The organism is Aequoribacter fuscus, from assembly GCF_009910365.1.
GTDB lineage: Bacteria > Pseudomonadota > Gammaproteobacteria > Pseudomonadales > Halieaceae > Aequoribacter > Aequoribacter fuscus.
Genome location: NZ_CP036423.1, coordinates 1787050 through 1803660, shown reverse-complemented (window position 1 = coordinate 1803660; position 16611 = coordinate 1787050). Strand labels below are relative to the sequence as shown.

Here is a 16611-nt window from a genome sequence, read left to right as displayed (position 1 = left end):
GTAAAAAAACCAGAGTGTTAAGGTGCGCGACGTGACCAAAGTCCGTATAATACGCGGCCAACTCGGGATGCCCCCGAGCCCGATATTGAATTAAACGACTTGGAGTAGTACCAATGGCAGTAGAACGCACTTTATCTATCGTTAAACCCGATGCAGTCGGCAAAAATGTCATCGGCGAGATTTACTCTCGTTTCGAATCTAATGGCCTGAAAGTGGTTGCTGCGAAAATGGTGCGTTTGACCGATGCGACCGCTGGTGGATTTTATGCTGAGCATAAAGAGCGTCCATTTTTTCCAGACTTGATCGAGTTTATGACATCAGGTCCTGTTATGGTGCAGGTGCTGGAAGGTGAAAATGCCGTGATGAAAAATCGTGAGCTGATGGGCGCTACCAACCCAAAAGAAGCAGCGGCGGGTACGATTCGTGCTGACTTCGCGCAATCCATTGACGCCAATGCGGTTCACGGTTCAGATTCTCTGGCTTCGGCCGAGCGCGAGATCAACTACTTTTTCGCGCAAACGGAACTGTGCGATCGCGCCTAATGGTTACTGATACGCTTCCTGTTGCCCGCGATACACGAGTGAATTTGCTCGGGTTGACCCGCGCGCAGATGGAAGCGTTTTTTGCAGAGTGTGGAGAAAAATCGTTTCGCGCTCAACAGGTCATGAAGTGGATCCATCACCACGGGGTGTGCGATTTCGAGGCAATGACCAACCTGTCAAAATCGCTTCGGGCCAAACTCAGCGAGCGCGCTTGTGTTCGGCCGCCCGAGGTCGTCAGTCGTCACGATTCGGCCGACGGGACGCGCAAGTGGCTGGTCCGCTCTATCGAAGGGGGGTTGGTCGAATCCGTTTTAATTCCCGACGGTGATCGCGCAACCTTGTGCGTTTCTTCGCAGGTCGGTTGCAGTTTGGATTGTAGTTTTTGCTCGACCGGGAAGCAGGGTTTTGAACGGGACCTCACAGCCTCAGATATCATCGGGCAGGTGTGGCTCGCGATTGACTCCTTTGACGCCTTTCAACCCGGCAAAGATCGTGTCGTGACCAATGTCGTCATGATGGGGATGGGTGAACCTCTACTCAACTTTGACGCGGTAGTCTCGGCCATGGATCTGATGATGGACGATCTGGCGTACGGATTGTCAAAACGCCGCGTAACGCTGAGCACCTCGGGCGTGGTGCCCGCGCTAGACAAGCTAGCGGAGGTCAGTTGTGTGAGTCTGGCGGTGTCTTTGCACGCGCCCAACGACGCCCTGCGCAATCAGTTGGTGCCCATAAACAAGAAGTATCCTATCGCCGAATTGCTGGCGAGCGCGCAGCGTTACCTCGATGCACAAAACGATCGGAAACGCGTGGTTACCATAGAGTATACCTTGATCGCTGGTGTGAATGATCAGCCAGAGCACGCTCGCGAACTGGCGGTGTTGCTGAAAAATTTCCCCTGCAAGATTAACCTCATCCCATTTAATGCGTTTCCTGGCTCGTCTTACCAGCGACCGAGTGGTAATGCTGTGTCACGGTTTTGGCAGGTCTTGATTGATGCTGGGTTTATCGTCACTGTCCGCACGACGCGGGGAGATGACATCAGCGCTGCCTGCGGTCAGTTAGTGGGTGATGTGGTTGATCGAACGAAGCGATCACAGCGGCATAAGGCCGCGCTGGAGGGCCACCTTGAGGTGGTGGAGGTCAGCTGATGCGTATTGTCCTTGGTGCCATTTTGGCGTTGATTCTCGGAGGTTGTGTCACCACCAACGAGACCGTATTCACGAACAAGGAAGCGCCAGATGTCGCTCTCAAACGCCGGGTTGAGCTGGCACGTGCTTACATCGGTCAGGGCAATTGGGAAAACGCTAAACGCAACTTAAAGCTGGCCGCCGAGATTGACCCCAATAACGCCGAAGTGTACGAAGCCTTTGCGCTCGTATATCAATCCACGGGCGAGTTCGAGGCCGCAGAGGCGAATTTTCGTAAGGCCCTCGCTCTCGATAAATCGTTGTCGCGTGCCCGCAATAATTTTGCAGCGTTTTTGTTTGGGCAGCAGCGGTTTGCTGAAGCTGAAGTCGAGTTGGAGTTGGTGGTGCGCGACACCTTGTACAGTGGTCGTCCACAGGCTTTTACGAATTTGGGTTTATGCCGAGCACGTTTGGGCAAAACTGAGTCAGCGATAGAAGCCTTAGAGCGTGCCCTGACAATGGAGGCGCGCAATCCTCTAGCGCTTCTCACATTAGCGCAGCTCTATCTGGAACAAAACGATTACCTCAATGGTCAAAGTTATTATTCGTCGTATCGCAAATTGGTCAGGACTCAGCCAGCGGCGGGGTTGTGGACCGGTGTTCGCCTTGCCAAAGCCTTGCAGCTGCAAGATGAGCAAGCGAGCTTAGAGCTCGCGCTACAAAATTTATATCCAGATTCGCCGGAAGCTAAAGCCATGCGGGAACAGCGCAAGGTGCAGAGGCCAAACGGAGTTGGGAGTAGTCACTAATGCATGCACCAAGTCCAATCATTCGTCGTCAAAGCCGTAAAATTTGGGTCGGCAAAGTGCCCGTTGGCGGGGATGCGCCGATCAGTGTGCAGAGCATGACGAACACCGAGACGTGCGACGTTGACGCCACCGTTGCTCAGATCCAAGCGATTGCGGAGGCGGGCGCTGACATTGTCCGCGTCTCTGTGCCCAGTATGGACGCCGCGGAGGCCTTTAAACAAATCCGTCAGCGGGTTGACGTGCCCTTGGTTGCGGATATTCACTTTGACCACCAAATCGCTCTAGCCGTTGCGGAATATGGCGTCGATTGTTTGCGTATTAACCCTGGCAATATCGGGCGAATGGAAAAGGTGCAAGAGGTTATACACTCGGCGCGAGATAAGGGTATCCCGATTCGCATTGGCGTCAACGCTGGGTCGCTGGGCAAAGAGTTGCAGCGCAAATATGGCGAGCCAACTGCCGAGGCTTTGGTTGAGTCGGCCATGAACCACGTCGAGCTACTGGACCGGTTTAACTACCCGGATTTTAAGGTCAGCGTCAAAGCCTCCGACGTATTTATGGCCGTGGACGCCTATCGCCTGCTAGCCAAAAAAATCGATCAGCCTCTGCACTTGGGTATAACCGAGGCAGGCGGCTTCCGCAACGGTACGGTGAAGTCAGCGATTGGCTTAGGCTTGTTATTGATGGAAGGCATTGGTGACACCATACGTATTTCGCTCGCCGCTGACCCCGTGCAAGAAGTCAAGGTGGGCTTTGACATTCTTAAGAGTCTCAAACTTCGCAGTAATGGCATAAACTTCATCGCTTGCCCGAGCTGTTCTCGCCAAAACTTCGACGTCATAGCGACGATGAACGAATTGGAGATGCGGCTTGAAGATATACGGCAGCCCATGGATGTTGCCATTATTGGTTGCGTGGTGAACGGGCCAGGCGAGGCACGAGAAGCCGACGTTGGCTTGACTGGTGCTAGCCCCAACAATCTGATTTATTTGGATGGCAAGCCCAATCATAAAATCGACAATAAAGATTTCGTCGACCACCTGGAACAGGTTATCCGAACCAAGGCGAGCGAGTTGGCACAGAGCGCGGCCGCAGCTGACGCCAATATCATTGCAAAGAATTAGTAGGTAACTCTTATGAAAACCCTGCAAGCCATTCGCGGCATGCCAGACATTTTACCCGTGGATACTGAGTCCTGGCAGTGGTTGGAGCAAAAGGTTCGGAACTTGGTTCAATCCTACGGCTACCAAGAAATTCGCATGCCGATTTTGGAGTCGACCCACCTGTTCGCGCGCTCTATTGGTGAAGTCACCGATATTGTCGAAAAAGAAATGTATACCTTTGCCGACCGCAACGGTGATTCGTTAACGTTGCGGCCGGAGGGAACGGCCGGTTGTGTTCGAGCAGCCATTCAGAACAATTTGATATCGACGCCGCAACGGCTTTGGTATCAGGGCCCCATGTTTCGGCACGAGCGCCCTCAAAAGGGTCGTTTGCGACAATTCCAACAAATTGGATTGGAGGCGTTTGGCGTCGCCACACCTGATGCCGACGCTGAACTCATTGCGTTGAGCGCGCGCTTGTGGAGAGAGTTGGGGGTCGCAGATGTTGTTGAACTCCAGCTCAACAGCATTGGTAGCCTTGAAGCTCGAGCGACCTACAAGGCGGCACTTGTAGAGTATTTGAGTAAACACCAAGCGGATCTCGACGAGGACAGTCAGCGTCGTTTACAGACCAATCCCTTGCGCATCTTAGACAGCAAAAATGCAGGGACTCAAGAGCTGCTGAACAATGCGCCCAATCTGCACGATTTCCTAGATGACGAGTCTGCGAATGACTTTGCTAGACTCAGAACCCTGTTGGACAGTGTCGGGGTGCACTACAAAGTGAACCCTAAACTCGTGCGCGGCTTGGATTACTACAACAAAACGGTATTTGAGTGGGTGACCACCGAGTTAGGTGCTCAGGGAACGATCTGTGCGGGTGGGCGCTACGACGGTTTGGTGGCTCAGTTGGGCGGGAAAACGACACCCGGAGTGGGATTTGCGATGGGCCTAGAGCGCGTGCTGTTACTGCTTGCGGCTCAGGGTATCACAGCACCACGTTCCGCGCCGCTTGCCTTTGGGGTTGGTGTGGGTGAAGCGGGCGAGAAAGCTTGCTTTACGGGGATCGAGGCCCTACGTAACGATCTACCGCAGCATGATATCCGCCTGAATACGGGTGGCGGCAGTTTCAAAGCACAAATGAAACGCGCTGATAAATCCGGCGCTCGCGTTGCATTGATCTGGGGTGACTCCGAAGCCGAAAACGATACGGTAACGCTTAAGTTTTTGCGCGATGATGAACCTCAGAAAACTGTGGCAAGCGCATTGCTCACACAAGAACTCGAACGAATCAGCAATACCATGTAGAGTAGCGGCCTGAGCCGCAAACACGCGAAAAGGAAAAACAGTGGACGCTTACAGAACGGAAGAAGAACAAGTAGAAGCTATCAAACGATGGTGGAGTGAGAACGGCAAGGGCGTTATCGCGGCGGTCGTTATTGGGGTGTTGGGCAGTGTCGGCTGGCAGAGTTGGCAAGATCGACAGGTCAGCCAAGCCGAGGCGGCTTCTGGGATCTATCAAGAGCTTCTGGCGTTGAGTGCTCAGGAGCTCAGTAGCGACGCTGATAAGGTTCGTCTCGATGAATTGACCGCGACACTAACAGAAGATTACGCGGGAACCGGTTACGCTCGACTGGGCCAACTGCTGCAGGTTTCGGCTTGGGTATCGCAGGGTCGCGCAGAGGAAGCCCTGACCGCTTTGCAGGCTTTGGAGTCAAGCGTGGCAGATGATGTGGCGATGTACCCCATCGTGAAACTGCGTCGAGCGCGCTTACAAGCCTCTTTGGGTGACACTGAGCAAGCTTTGCAGGCACTGACTTCTTTGGAAACGAGTGCCGTCGCTGCAGCGGTATGGCAGGCTAAAGCTGACATTTATATTGTGCAAGAACAGTATTCGCTGGCTGCCGAAGCCCTGTCTTTGGCTCTTGTGGCTGATGAGAACGGCGACCTTCGGTCTGATCTCGAAACTAAGTTAGCTTTTGTGAATGCGCGCCGAGATAGCAACGTCAGTCCAGTCGCGAGTGGAGAGTAACCATGTTTTTGATATTAAGACGCGGTATTGCCATTGCTTTACTCGTCACCACCGCCGGTTGTTCGACCCTATCAGGCTGGTTCTCACTCGATGATGAAGAGGTAAATCAACCCGCCGAACTTCAAAAATTCACTGAGGCGGTCAGGCTCAAAAAGCTGTGGAGCGAGAGCGTTGGTAATGGCCAGGGTGAGGGTCTCTATCGCCTAACGCCGGCTATTCAGGGTGATCAGATTTACGCGGCATCCAACGAGGGTGAGGTTGTAGCCTTGCAGTTAAGTTCGGGTAAACGCATTTGGCGTCAGGCGTTGGATCAGAGCGTCTCTGGTGGTGTTGGCGTCAGTGGTGATCGTTTGTTTGTTGGTACCTCTGAGGGACAAGTGTTGGCCCTAGACGCGGGTAATGGATCGGTGCTCTGGCGTCAGACCTTGCGCGGAGAGGTGCTTTCAGCACCGCAGTCTGATGGCCGCGTGGTTGTGGTTCAAACCTACGACGGGCGCGCCCAAGGGTTGGATGCGAAGACTGGCGATTTGCTGTGGGCTTACGACAGTAACGTACCCGTGCTGACCATTCGGGGGACTTCAACACCCATCCTCCGCGACGGTAATGCCTACGTAGGCTTCGCGAATGGTCGCGTGGTGGCATTTGATGTCGAGAAAGGCACTGTTGAGTGGGAATTGCGCGTGGCTATTGCACAAGGCCGGTCAGAAATAGAGCGTATGGTGGATATCGACGGAGCCTTGGAAATTATCGGTAACGAGCTCTACGCGGCGAGTTACCAGGGATATCTAGTCGCCGCGGATGTGCGGACTGGACGCAAGCTCTGGCAGCAAGACGTCTCGACCGTCAGTGGCGTATCCCAGGGGTTTAGTAACGTATACGTGTCTGATCAGGACGGCACTGTGTCGGCTTATTATCGTAATGGCCAGGGATTACGCTGGGCTCAAAGCGATTTATCGTATCGCGCTCCAACCAAGCCAGTACCCGTGGCGAGCTACTTAGCGTTCACAGATTTTGATGGCGTGCTTCATTTGCTTTCGCAGGTTGATGGGCGCTTTGTGGGGCGCGATAAAATAGGCGCTGCGGCACGTGCAGATATTATTAGCCAAGGTAATCGTTTCTTCGTCTTTACCGACAAGGGAAAACTGATTGCCTATGAGGTCAGCGCCAAGGATTAATCCATGAAACCGGTCATCGCCCTGATGGGGCGCCCTAATGTCGGCAAGTCGACCTTATTCAATCAGTTGACGCGATCGCGCGATGCCTTGGTGGCTGATTTCTCGGGGCTGACGCGCGACCGAAAGTACGGTGAGGGTAAAGTTGGTGAGCGGCCGTATGTCGTTATCGATACTGGCGGAATTACGGGCGATGAGAACGGCATTGATCTACCGATGGCACAGCAGTCCATGGCGGCAGCTGATGAGGCCGACATCGTCTTACTCATCTTAGACGCTCGCGCCGGCTTAACTGGTGTTGACCAAGAGTTGGTCAGCCTGCTACGGCGTCAAAGTATTCCGTTTCATGTTGTCGTCAATAAAATCGATGGCATGAACAGTGATACCGCTATGGGCGACTTTTACTCTCTGGGTATTGATCCGTTATATCGAATCGCCGCGTCTCATAATAGGGGTGTACGGTCGATGATCGAAGAGGTCCTCGCTCCTTTTCCTGAGGACGAAATCACCGCAGAGGAGCAGGCGCACGGTATTAAAGTCGCCATTGTCGGCAGACCAAACGTAGGTAAGTCAACGCTCGTCAATAGGATGCTTGGGGAAGAGCGTGTGGTTGTTTACGATCACCCGGGCACGACTCGAGACAGCGTCTATATCGACTTTGAGCGCGAGGGTGAACAGTACACGCTGATTGATACCGCCGGTGTGCGGCGTCGCAAAAATGTGAAGGAGAGCGTCGAGAAGTTCTCCATTGTAAAAACATTGAAAGCGATCGATGACAGCAACGTCGTCTTACTGTTGATGGATGCACACGAGGGTATTGTTGACCAAGATATGCATCTGCTTGGGCATTGTATCGAAGCTGGACGTGCCTTAGTGGTGGTGGTCAACAAATGGGATGGTCTTGATGACTACCAAAAGGACCGTATTAAAGACTCGATATCGCGACGCCTGAAGTTTGTTGAGTTTGCACAGATGCACTTTATCTCGGCCTTGCACGGCAGTGGCGTAGGACATCTTTACCAAGCAATACATACGGCGTATCTGGCGGCGACCCAGAAACTGAGCACTAATTATTTAACCCGGATCTTAGAAGGTGCGGTATCGGATCATCCGCCGCCCATGGTAAACGGTCGTCGAATCAAGCTACGCTACGCGCACGCTGGTGGCCAAAACCCTCCCCGGATCGTGGTTCATGGCAATCAAACGACCAAGGTGCCTGCATCGTATGAGCGCTATTTAGAGAATGTTTATCGGCGTGAATTGGGTATTGAGGGAACGCCGATTAAAATCGAATTTCGGACCACCGAGAACCCCTACGCGGGGCGTAAGAACAAACTCACGCAGCGTCAAATTTCTCGTAAACGCCGTTTGATGGCGCACGTAAAAAAGAAGAAGTAAGCGTTTAAGCTAACGTTTCACTCGACTGGGCGGGCTAACCGCTCAGTTCACCGACAGTATCTCGCGCTCTTTTGGCACGCTGTTATAGTTCTCTATAACAGCTATCAAGGAGCCGCTCATGCGAGTCATTCAAGTTATCCTACTCTGTAGCACCACCTTGCTCGGTGCGACCGGGTCTCATGCTACAGAGGTTGTGACACATACCTATCAAATTCAGGGCTTTAACCGCGTTGTGCTAAGCGGGCATCACGAGCTTGAACTGAGTCTTGGCGATTTCTCTGTTCAGGTCCAGGGTATGCAAGATGGCGATACCTTGATATCGCAAGATGACAACACGCTATTCATGGGAAAGTCTCAGCAAGGGCTTTACTACGACGAGCCGGTGAAATTTAGAGTCAGTCTTCCTGAGCTTGAAAGGGTGACTTTACGAGGCAGTGGACGAGTATTTGTGCGGCCTGTAACGACGAACCAAGCGCTGAACTTCGAACTTCAAGGTTCTGGGTCGGTGTATTTGCACGACGGCGAATTTACGGATCTGACGTTTGTGCTTGGTGGGTCGGGTGACGTCGATGCGAGTGGAATCGCGGTTGAAAGGTTAGTGGTCAACATAGCGGGCTCTGGGGCAGTTCAGATTGGTACCTTGCGAGCGGCATCCACTCTGGTTTCTATCGGAGGATCCGGCGACTTTGGCGTTATCGATGACTGCGTCGTCGTTGACGATGTCACAGTCAACATTGCCGGCAGCGGAGACTTCAACGGCGAGACATGTGCCGTTGACGCGGCCAGCGCAAACATTATTGGTAGCGGTGACGTTCGCATCGGCTCAGCTGGTCGAGTGAACGCCAACATTATTGGATCAGGCAACGTCTATTACCGAGCTGCAGACACTACGTCAGCGTCGATCCTAGGCTCTGGTGAACTCAAGAAGATAGATTAAGGAGTCAGCATCATGGACTGGCGAGCAGACCAACCGATATACCGGCAAATCGCCGACGTCATCGCCTCGCGAATTGTCGATGCCTCGTTGCGAGAGGGAACCAGCATCCCATCCGTCAGACAGTTAGCGAGCGATTTTCGAGTCAATCATTTAACGGTTAATAAGGCGTATCAGTCGCTTATAGAAGACGAGGTGTTGTGCTCTAAACGCGGCGTAGGTGTTTTTGTGTGCGAGGGCGCGCAGGCTAAGTTGCGAGCATCCCTGCAACACCATTTTTTCGACATCGAGTTACCCCGAGTTTACGACAAAGCGCTGCGCTTGGGGATTAGTTCGACACAGTTGTGCGACCGTTTCGCGCAGTGGGAGCAAGAACAATGACCAATATAATTGAAGTGAGCAATCTAACAAAGCAGTATCAGGGTAACTATGCAATCAAGTCTCTGGATTGGCGGGTAGGAGGCGGCAGTATCGTTGGCCTCATAGGTCCGAATGGTGCCGGTAAGACGACCTTGTTGCGAGCCCTGTTAGGGTTGACCCACAGCGAGGGTACGCTGCAAGTTATGGGAAAGGACCCTCGTACTGAGCGACATCAGCTGATGCAGGACGTGGCTTTCATTGCTGACACGGCTGTGCTGCCGCGCTGGCTGCGGGTAGATCAGCTAATTTCTTACGTAGAGGGTGTTCAGCCAAAATTTGATCGAGCAAAAGCAGAGCGATTCTTGGATCAAACGTCGGTAGGACCTAAGGCCCGAATCGGCACTTTATCAAAGGGTATGATGGTACAGCTGCACTTGGCCCTGACCTTGGCTGTCGATGCTCGGCTGTTGATTCTCGATGAACCCACCTTGGGCTTGGACATCTTGTATCGAAAGCAGTTTTTCGACCAGCTTCTCAATGATTACTTTGATGCAGAACGTACCATCGTGATATCGACTCACCAAGTCGAAGAGGTTCAGCACATCCTCACGCACTTTGTATTTTTGAAAAACGGCGAAATGCTCATGAATGCCCCGATGACGGCACTGGAGGATCGTTTTGTAGAAGTTCATGCTCTTGGCGAGAATGCCGCGTTAGTCAATCGGCTGCGTTATTTTGGCTCACGCCATATCTTGGGCGGACAGGCATTCATCTTCGATTCGGTCCCCAGACACGAACTTGAACAATATGGCGCGTGTCATACGCCGGCGATTTCTGATCTCTTTGTGGCTGCTATGGCAGGAGGTGTCCGATGAATCCAAATTACAATCCGACAAAGGCGATGTTGCGCCGAGACTTTACCGAGTACCGGAGTTCTTTCTTAGTCACCCCAATTGTGATTGCCGCATTTTTGGCGGTCGTCGCGTGGGGTGGTGCGCTGTTCGCAAGTCAATTTTCTGATTGGGAGGAGGGTATTGGCTGGTTTGTTGCGAATCAAATCCCCGATGCGCAGGTTGATATTGAGATACGCTCATCCAGTGATCGGGCGGATGGATTTGTTTTGGGTGATTGGGTATACCCCGACGCAGAGGCTGAGAGTGTTGAGGATTCCCAGTGGGATTTTTCTGCAGATTGGACCTTCAGCACCCCAATTAGTCCCACAGGCGTCAATGAGTTTAACGATGGGGAAGAGTTTCACGAGGTGTTAAACGCCTTGAATGTGATTTTTTTGTTGGTCTTGTGGACGATATCTGTCAACTATCTATCCGGGAGTCTGTACAACGATCGACGTGATCGGAGCGTACTTTTTTGGCGCTCTATGCCTGTAAGCGATCGTCGCGAGGTGCTCAGTAAGTACCTAACCATTGGTCTTGCAGTCCCCGTCGTTTACGCAATTATTTCGATCCTCACTCAGCTCGTAATCGTCGCGGCAGGTGCCTTTTTCTTAGTCCGAACCGTCACGCCGCTCGAACAAGTGTCAGCGTTCAGTTGGCTGAGTATTTCTGAGATTTTCCGGAATACTCTGCTGAAGTTACCCGTGATGATTGTCATGACATTTCCTTTGTATGCGTGGAGTTTTGTTGCCTCGGCCTGGGCTAAAAATTCACCGGTATTGTGGATGTTTGGCCTTCCCGCTGGCGCTATCTTTGCGGAACGGTGGCTGTTGGGAAGCTCTTGGCTAGCCGAGCGAGTGGCGCGTTGCTTACCCGGCGGAGACGAGTATGACTCTATGCTAGAAATGTTCCAAGCGACTTGGCCCGAGCAGGTCGCGGGTGTCGTCGTCGGTATCGGATTGCTGATCCTAGCAGCGAAAGTTAGGCGCTACCGGCTCGAGCTTTGAATTCATTCTGTGAATACTAAAAATCAAATCTATTGATTTTATTTATACCCTCTGCCGGCCTAGCATGTCTCGAACAAGACAGCTAGGCCAAACCTAGATCAGACTCAACCGGCAACCGCAGAGGTGAACAATGAGCCAATATAAAGAAACCGTAGAACAATTCGCTAATCTTATCGGTCAGCAGGCAGGAACTTGGGACGCCATTAGCCCAGAGTATGCTGCCCGTATGGCGGTGCAGAACCGCTTTCGCACAGGCTTGGATATCGCGCGTTACACCGCCGATATAATGCGCCAGGATATGGCCGAGTACGATGCAGACAGCAGTCAGTACACGCAGTCCTTGGGTTGCTGGCACGGCTTTGTCGGACAGCAAAAACTCATTGCGATTAAAAAGCATCATGGCACAACCAACAAGCGCTACCTGTATCTGTCGGGTTGGATGATCGCTGCCTTGCGTTCGGAGTTCGGACCGTTACCCGACCAATCAATGCATGAAAAGACCTCAGTGCCAGCATTGATCGAAGAACTGTACACCTTTTTGCGTCAGGCTGATGCTCGTGAATTGGGCCACCTGTTCCACGAACTAGATGCAGCGCGTGCCACGGGTGATGCCGCAGCAGAACAAGCAGCTCAGGACAAGATCGATAACTACGAAACACACGTAGTGCCAATCGTAGCCGATATCGATGCTGGATTTGGTAACGAAGAAGCGACTTACCTGCTCGCCAAAAAAATGATCGAAGCGGGTGCCTGTGCAATCCAAATCGAGAACCAGGTATCAGATGCCAAGCAGTGTGGCCACCAAGACGGTAAAGTGACCGTTCCTCACGAAGATTTCTTGGCCAAAATCAATGCAGTACGTTACGCGTTCCTAGAGTTGGGTGTACCCAATGGCGTCATCGTAGCGCGCACCGATTCCTTGGGGGCCGGCTTGACTCAGAAGATTCCGGTCAGTACTCAAGCGGGTGATTTGGCGTCAAAATACAATGCCTTCTTAGAAGTCGAACCTGTTATGAGCGCAGATGACGTCAACGAGGGCGATGTTATCTTGAAGCAGAACGGCGCTTTGGTGCGACCTGTTCGTCTGCCCAACGGCTTGTACCGTTTTAAAGCGGGTACAGGTGAAGCGCGTTGTGTTTTGGATTGTATCACCAGCCTGCAAAACGGTGCTGATTTGCTTTGGATTGAAACCGAGAAGCCGCACGTTGGGCAGATTGGCGGGATGGTAAACGAAATTCGCAAAGTCATTCCAAACGCGAAGCTGGTGTACAACAACAGCCCCTCATTTAACTGGACGCTAAACTTCCGTCAGCAAGTCTTTGATGCGTGGAGTGCAGAGGGCAAAGATCTGTCGGCTTACGATCGCAACGGATTGATGAGCGTTGATTATGACAATTCAGAGTTGGCCGTTGAGGCAGATCGATGGATTCAGTCATTCCAGGCGGATGCATCACGTGAAGCAGGTATTTTCCACCACTTGATTACCTTGCCGACTTACCATACGGCGGCACTGTCAACTGACATCCTAGCGCAAGGGTACTTTGGTGAAGAAGGAATGTTGGCCTATGTGCGTGGCGTTCAGCGTCAAGAGATTCGCCGCGGTATTGCCTGCGTCAAACACCAAGATATGGCAGGCTCAAACATGGGCGATGATCACAAAGAGTATTTCTCTGGTGAGGCCGCCCTGAAAGCATCGGGTAAAGACAATACGATGAACCAGTTCTCTTAACCTCTCGGTCTGAGAACAAAAAAGGGGCGCCCGTTGGCGCCCCTTTTTTTATGGCAGTGAGTTACGCTTGAGAAGCCGCTAGCGCCTGGTCGATATCGGCCAGGATGTCATCAATGTGTTCGATGCCGATGGACAAGCGCACCATTGCTTCGCTTACGCCGGCAGAGGCGAGTTCTTCAGCATTCAACTGGCGGTGAGTCGTAGTGGCGGGGTGGCAAGCCAGTGACTTTGCGTCGCCGATATTTACCAAGCGCAGAATGAGCTGCAAGGCATCAATGAACTTAGCCCCCGCTTCTTTACCACCCTTAATTCCAAAGCTAAGAATGCCCGAGGCCTTACCTCCACAAATTTTTTGGCACGTTTGGTGATACGGAGAGCCCGGAAGCGCGGCATAGTTAACCTACTCGACCGCGGGGTGTTGCTCGAGGTGCGCTGCGACCGCTTCGGTGTTCTCACAGTGGCGTTCCATTCGAAGGGCGAGTGTCTCTAGGCCCTGCATGATCTGGAAAGCCGATTGCGCCGACAGCGCAGCACCGGTATTGCGCAAGGGCACAACACGGCAACGGCCAATGAAGGCTGCGGGTCCCAAAGCCTCGGTGTACACCACGCCATGATACGATGGATCGGGCTCGTTCAGAATTTTAAAGCGATCTTTGTTGCCAGCCCAGTCGAACCTTCCTGAGTCGACAATGGCGCCGCCAATCGTTGTACCGTGCCCGCCGATGTATTTAGTTAATGAATGAACCGCGATGTCGGCGCCGTGATCGAACACGCGGCACAAAAGAGGTGTTGCCACGGTGTTATCGACGATCAACGGTACGCCGGCCGCATGCGCGATATCGGCCCAGCGCCTGATGTCTACAATGTTGCCGGCTGGGTTGCCGATTGATTCGCAAAACAGCGCGCGGGTATTCTCGTCAATGAGCGACGCAATCTTATCGAAATCGTCGGCTGCCACAAAACGTGTTTCGATGCCCTGCCTAGGAAAAGTGTGTGCGAACAAATTGTAGGTGCCGCCATACAGTTGTGACGTGCTCACGATATTGGTTCCAACCTCAGCGATCGCCTCGATAGCGTAGCGGATCGCCGCCATGCCAGAGGCTACCGCGAGCGCACCAACACCGCCTTCTAATGCGGCTAGGCGTGCTTCAAGAACAGCGTTGGTGGGGTTCATGATGCGACTGTAGATGTTGCCCGGAACCTTCAGATCAAACAAATCCGCACCGTGCTGCGTGTCATTGAAGGTATAAGACGTCGTTTGGTAAATGGGTGTTGTGGCGGCGTTTGTCGCTGGGTCGCCGTCGTAGCCTGTGTGCAGTGCAATGGTTTCTGGTTTCATTATTTAAGTCCTCTCCCAAAAGGAGCAACACTAACAGATCTGAGGAAAATCGCTACACTCATGCGTATTGTTTCAGGCCTGTGTTATGCTCGCGGTCATTATTGCTTTAGGGGATGTTATGGCGCTGTTTGATTCTAAAGGTCTCGTTTTTCGCATCGCTGTGGGCGTTATTGTCGGTGCTGTGTTGGGTCTGTTGGCTCCCGATCTTGGACAGCAGGTCGGAATTCTCGGTGAATTATTTGTGGGTTTACTGAAAGCTATCGCGCCGATGTTGGTATTGGTTTTAGTGACCTCGGCCCTAGCGAATTTGCAGCGCAGTCAAACGTCGCGTCCAGCGATAAGCCTTACGTTGTTGTTGTATCTGTTAGGTACCGTTGGAGCGGCGGTCGTGGCCTTGCTGTTGAGTGTGGCATTTCCTCAGCAGCTACATTTGCTGAGCGCAGTTGATGGCAATCCGCCGGGTTCGGTGCTTGCTGTGCTGGCCGATGTTCTCCGGCGCATGGTAGACAACCCCATAAGAGCCTTAATCGAAGCGAATTTCCTCGCCTGTCTCGTTTGGGGAGTGTTGTTTGGCCTGAGTTTCCGCAGTGCTCCCGGAAGTCTTCGTCATGGCCTCGCTGCGGTATCCGAACGTCTGACTGAAATCGTACGCTGGATCATCCAGCTTGCACCGCTCGGAATTTTTGGGTTGGTAAGCGTGACCGTGGCGCGAGTTGGCGTCGATGCGCTGATGGATTACCTCAATCTCGCTCTGCTCTTGGTCGCCGCTATGCTGGTAGTGGCTTTCGGCGTTAACGCACTGATCGTAGGCTTGTTGACGAGGAAAAACCCTTACCCCCTGATATTAGCCTGTCTAAGAGACTCTGGTATCACCGCATTTTTCACGCGTTCATCTGCCGCTAATATTCCGGTGAACTTGGCCTTGTCTGAACGTCTTGGACTTCCCAGCTCGCTGTATAGCGTGACGATACCCGTGGGCGCCACCATTAATATGGCGGGCGCGGCGATTACCATAACGGTGCTGACTTTAGCCGCGGTGAACACATTGGGTATCGAGGTTGGACTGGTGAGCAGTTTGCTCTTGTGTATTGTCGCGGCACTCGCGGCATGTGGTGCCAGTGGTGTTCCGTCTGGGAGCCTGCTGCTGATTCCCTTGGCTTGCGGATTGTTTGGCATATCGGCGGATGTGGCCATGCAAGTGGTCGCAGTAGGCTTCGTGATCAGTGTGGTGCAAGACAGTGCGGAAACTGCACTCAATAGCAGCACAGATGTCGTCTTTACTGCAACGGTGAGTGAGCGTCTGGGTTTGACTCGTGAAGTTGACTAGACCAGGTACAGATCTGTGCAAGCCCCTCTAATAGGCGCGGCGTTGGCCGCTGCATTAGGTCGGGGTCAAGCGCATACAAGGCATTATTTTTTACCGCGTTGATACTGCGATAGTGTGTCCACCGCGCGAGCCACGCCGGACGTTCGTTGCCAAGACCGCTCGCAACGATTAGGTCAGGATTTGCAGCGATAATGCTTTCGACGTTCAGCGTCGGCGCGACACTGGGGGCTTCGGCAAAGACGTTGTATAAACCACAGCGAGAGAAGACGTCGTTGACAATATGCAGGCCATTTAAGGTTTGAATAGGATCGTTCCATATTTGGTAAAACACGGTGGCCGTCGCCTTGCGTCGAGGAAACTCAGCAAGCACTCGGTCTAATGTGTAGAGAACCGATACTTCCTGCTCAGCAAGTCCTCCAAGTTTAACGAAGTCCCTTATGTTTTCTTGAATGTCCTCCAGCGTTTTGGGCTCACTGACGTAAATAGGGATGCCGAGAGCGTCTAGTTTTGCCTTCGATTCGTAACTGATCCCGCTACCCCAAGTGATGATCAAGTCCGCTTGTAACTGGATTAGAGCCTCTAAGTTCAGACTGTTGTATCCCCCGACTCGGGGCAGGTCTTTGGCTGGCTCAGGGTAATCCGCGTGCGCTACTGTGGCTACGATCCGATCGCCCAAGCCCGCTGCGAATAGGTTCTCGGTGATGTGCGGTGAAAGCGATACGATACGCTGCGCGTGTTGTTCGAGAACAACGACTACCCCCGTGTCGTCAATGACCTCAACCCTTGCGTGAGCGCTTGGTAATATCATTGACAGGTAACAAGCGACTGTTATTGCG

At 52.8% G+C, this 16611-nt stretch carries 15 protein-coding genes and 1 pseudogene; 14 read left to right on the top strand and 2 right to left on the bottom strand.

All coding sequences use genetic code 11. The features are described 5' to 3' along the window. The first annotated feature begins 113 nt into the window (after positions 1–113). From ndk to EYZ66_RS08080, 13 genes are all read left to right on the top strand, one after another. Entirely contained in the window at positions 114–542 is a 429-nt protein-coding gene (gene ndk / locus EYZ66_RS08140) for a nucleoside-diphosphate kinase (protein WP_009576633.1), read from the top strand. Next, complete coding sequence (gene rlmN, locus EYZ66_RS08135; protein ID WP_009576632.1) at positions 542–1693, top strand: dual-specificity RNA methyltransferase RlmN; 1152 nt, start codon at positions 542–544, stop codon at positions 1691–1693. Before ndk ends, rlmN begins: the two co-directional genes overlap by 1 nt. Further along, on the top strand, positions 1693–2481 hold the full coding sequence (pilW, locus tag EYZ66_RS08130; RefSeq protein ID WP_009576631.1) for a type IV pilus biogenesis/stability protein PilW: 789 nt from the start codon (positions 1693–1695) through the stop codon (positions 2479–2481). The genes rlmN and pilW overlap by 1 nt, the downstream gene beginning before the upstream one ends. Next, positions 2481–3605 carry a flavodoxin-dependent (E)-4-hydroxy-3-methylbut-2-enyl-diphosphate synthase gene (gene ispG / locus EYZ66_RS08125; protein ID WP_009576630.1) on the top strand — a complete coding sequence of 375 codons (1125 nt, stop codon included), beginning with the start codon at positions 2481–2483 and terminating at the stop codon, positions 3603–3605. Before pilW ends, ispG begins: the two co-directional genes overlap by 1 nt. A gap of 12 nt (positions 3606–3617) precedes the next feature. Then, positions 3618–4892, top strand: coding sequence for a histidine--tRNA ligase (hisS, locus tag EYZ66_RS08120; protein WP_009576629.1), 1275 nt, complete (start codon positions 3618–3620; stop codon positions 4890–4892). Positions 4893–4932: 40 nt separating this feature from the next. Further along, a complete protein-coding gene (locus tag EYZ66_RS08115; RefSeq protein ID WP_009576628.1) occupies positions 4933–5616 on the top strand; it encodes a YfgM family protein in 684 nt (227 codons plus the stop codon). 2 nt (positions 5617–5618) lie between these two features. Then, on the top strand, positions 5619–6791 hold the full coding sequence (gene bamB / locus EYZ66_RS08110; protein ID WP_009576627.1) for an outer membrane protein assembly factor BamB: 1173 nt from the start codon (positions 5619–5621) through the stop codon (positions 6789–6791). 3 nt (positions 6792–6794) lie between these two features. After that, entirely contained in the window at positions 6795–8186 is a 1392-nt protein-coding gene (der, locus tag EYZ66_RS08105; protein WP_009576626.1) for a ribosome biogenesis GTPase Der, read from the top strand. A 118-nt stretch (positions 8187–8304) separates the two neighbouring features. Continuing rightward, on the top strand, positions 8305–9123 hold the full coding sequence (locus tag EYZ66_RS08100; protein WP_009576625.1) for a GIN domain-containing protein: 819 nt from the start codon (positions 8305–8307) through the stop codon (positions 9121–9123). A gap of 12 nt (positions 9124–9135) precedes the next feature. Continuing rightward, complete coding sequence (locus tag EYZ66_RS08095) at positions 9136–9501, top strand: GntR family transcriptional regulator (RefSeq protein WP_009576624.1); 366 nt, start codon at positions 9136–9138, stop codon at positions 9499–9501. Next, positions 9498–10355 (top strand): ABC transporter ATP-binding protein, encoded by an 858-nt coding sequence (locus EYZ66_RS08090; RefSeq protein WP_009576623.1) that lies wholly within the window; start codon positions 9498–9500, stop codon positions 10353–10355. Before EYZ66_RS08095 ends, EYZ66_RS08090 begins: the two co-directional genes overlap by 4 nt. Next, on the top strand, positions 10352–11380 hold the full coding sequence (locus EYZ66_RS08085) for an RNA-dependent RNA polymerase family protein (protein ID WP_009576622.1): 1029 nt from the start codon (positions 10352–10354) through the stop codon (positions 11378–11380). The genes EYZ66_RS08090 and EYZ66_RS08085 overlap by 4 nt, the downstream gene beginning before the upstream one ends. 130 nt (positions 11381–11510) lie before the next feature. Continuing rightward, entirely contained in the window at positions 11511–13109 is a 1599-nt protein-coding gene (locus EYZ66_RS08080) for an isocitrate lyase (RefSeq protein ID WP_009576621.1), read from the top strand. A gap of 61 nt (positions 13110–13170) precedes the next feature. Here EYZ66_RS08080 and EYZ66_RS08075 read toward each other — a convergent pair. Beyond that, positions 13171–14448: pseudogene (locus tag EYZ66_RS08075) on the bottom strand (O-acetylhomoserine aminocarboxypropyltransferase/cysteine synthase family protein). An 85-nt stretch (positions 14449–14533) separates the two neighbouring features. On the opposite strand from EYZ66_RS08075, the gene sstT reads away from it, so the two are divergent. Continuing rightward, positions 14534–15775 (top strand): serine/threonine transporter SstT, encoded by a 1242-nt coding sequence (gene sstT, locus EYZ66_RS08070; RefSeq protein WP_009576618.1) that lies wholly within the window; start codon positions 14534–14536, stop codon positions 15773–15775. On the opposite strand, the gene EYZ66_RS08065 is transcribed toward sstT, so the two are convergent. Further along, positions 15726–16583, bottom strand: coding sequence for a cobalamin-binding protein (locus EYZ66_RS08065; protein ID WP_158027012.1), 858 nt, complete (start codon positions 16581–16583; stop codon positions 15726–15728). The two genes, sstT and EYZ66_RS08065, sit on opposite strands and share 50 nt — an antisense overlap. Positions 16584–16611 lie beyond the last annotated feature (28 nt).